At 44.6% G+C, this 1839-nt stretch carries 2 protein-coding genes; both read right to left on the reverse strand.

Annotated features, from left to right (window positions below; all coding sequences use genetic code 11):
• Window positions 1-15 precede the first annotated feature (15 nt).
• Window positions 16-870 carry a translation elongation factor Ts gene (tsf, locus tag A3739_RS21630; protein ID WP_068478422.1) on the reverse strand — a complete coding sequence of 285 codons (855 nt, stop codon included), beginning with the start codon at window positions 868-870 and terminating at the stop codon, window positions 16-18.
• Between the two features lie 159 nt (window positions 871-1029).
• Window positions 1030-1770, reverse strand: a complete 741-nt coding sequence (rpsB, locus tag A3739_RS21635) for a 30S ribosomal protein S2 (RefSeq protein ID WP_068477618.1) — start codon at window positions 1768-1770, stop codon at window positions 1030-1032.
• Window positions 1771-1839 lie beyond the last annotated feature (69 nt).

Genomic DNA, 1839 nt, shown 5'->3' on the forward strand with positions numbered 1-1839 from the left:
TATTAGATATGGAGATTAAGCATCGCCAGCCAACTGAGCAGCAACTTCAGCTGCAAAGTCAGTCTCTTCAACCTCAATACCTTCACCCACTTCAAGGCGAACGAAAGATACGATCTCAGCACCACCTTCTTTCGCTAACTGGCCAACAGTAAGCTCTGGATTTTTAACGAAAGGCTGCTCTGTCATAGAGTTCTCTTTAAGGAACTTCTTGATACGACCACCCATCATTTTCTCAACGATCTCTGCAGGCTTACCTTCCATGTCAGGTTGCGCCTTAATGATTTCTTTCTCTTTCTCTAACTCTTCTTCAGCCATATCTTCTGGGCGAAGAACACGAGGGTTTACCGCAGTTGCGTGCATAGCGATATCTTTAGCTAACTCAGCAGAACCACCAGATAGCACAACAATTGCACCAATACGGTTGTTTGAGTGAACGTATGAACCAACAACTGCACCCTCAAGAGCTACAGCGCGACGAGGAGAGATATTCTCACCAACTTTTTGAACAAGCGCTTCACGCTCAGCATCTAACAAACCAGCAACATCAGTTGAACCGCTAGCAAACGCCTCTTCTGCAACCTTATTAGCAAACGCCAAAAAGTCTTCGTTCTTCGCAGCAAAATCTGTTTCTGAGTTAACTTCTACCAACATTGCTTTTGACGCGTCGTCAGCAACTTTAACAACAACAACACCTTCTGCAGCAGTACGACCAGCTTTCTTAGCTGCTTTCATACCGCTCTTCTTACGCAATTCTTCAATTGCCTTATCTACATCACCGTCCGTCTCAGCGAGTGCTTTTTTACACTCAAGCATACCAAGACCAGTACGCTCACGAAGCTCTTTTACCATTGAGGCACTAATTGCAGCCATGATATTTCCTCATCTATATCGCCTGTAATAGGCATTTAGGTTTGTTAGCGTCGTGGACATCGTTAAATCCCCGCCGCAAAATTTTTAGCTATTTAGTACAAAAGACCTGCAAGCGAACTTGCAGGTCTTTTGATTTTTCAAAGCTTGAAAGCTAACAGATTACTCTGCCGCTGGCGCTTCTTTTGCTTCTTCAGCAACTTCTACGTATTCGCCACCGTTTGACGCAGTGCCTTCAACTACCGCATCAGCAAATGCTTTCGCGTAGATTTGAATCGCACGAATCGCGTCATCGTTACCTGGGATAACGTAGTCAACACCATCAGGATCACTGTTAGTATCAACGATACCGATAACAGGAATACCTAATTTGTTCGCTTCTTTAATTGCGATACGCTCGTTATCAACATCGATAACAAATAACGCATCTGGCAAGCCGCCCATATCTTTGATACCGCCGATACCACGCTCAAGCTTGTCCATCTCACGCGTACGCATCAAGACTTCTTTCTTGGTTAGTTTTTCGAAAGTACCATCTTCTTTCTGCTTCTCAAGATCGCGTAAACGACGGATGCTTTGACGAATCGTTTTGTAGTTGGTCAACATACCGCCCAACCAACGATGATTCACGTAAGGCATACCCGCGCGCTCAGCTTCCTCTTTGATGATTTTGCTAGCCGCACGCTTAGTACCAACGAACAAGATTTTGTTCTTGTTCTCAGCAAGTCTTTTAACCATCGCTAAAGACTCGTTGAAAGCAGGAACTGTTTGCTCGAGGTTAATGATATGGATTTTGTTTCGGGCACCGAAGATGTATTTGCCCATTTTTGGATTCCAGTAACGAGTCTGGTGTCCGAAGTGTACACCTGCTTTAAGCAGGTCGCGCATTGAAACTGCTGCCATGTTTACATTCCTTAATGTATTGGGTTGAACCTCCACGACCCCCATTTAACAACCATCAAGACAAAAGCT

This window comes from Oleiphilus sp. HI0067 (assembly GCF_001635735.1).

Excerpts from the sequence above, each read along its gene's own strand:
- rpsB (WP_068477618.1), bottom strand. The coding sequence starts at position 1,770 with ATGGCAGCAGTTTCAATGCGCGACCTGCTTAAAGCAGGTGTACACTTC.
- tsf (WP_068478422.1), bottom strand. The coding sequence starts at position 870 with ATGGCTGCAATTAGTGCCTCAATGGTAAAAGAGCTTCGTGAGCGTACT.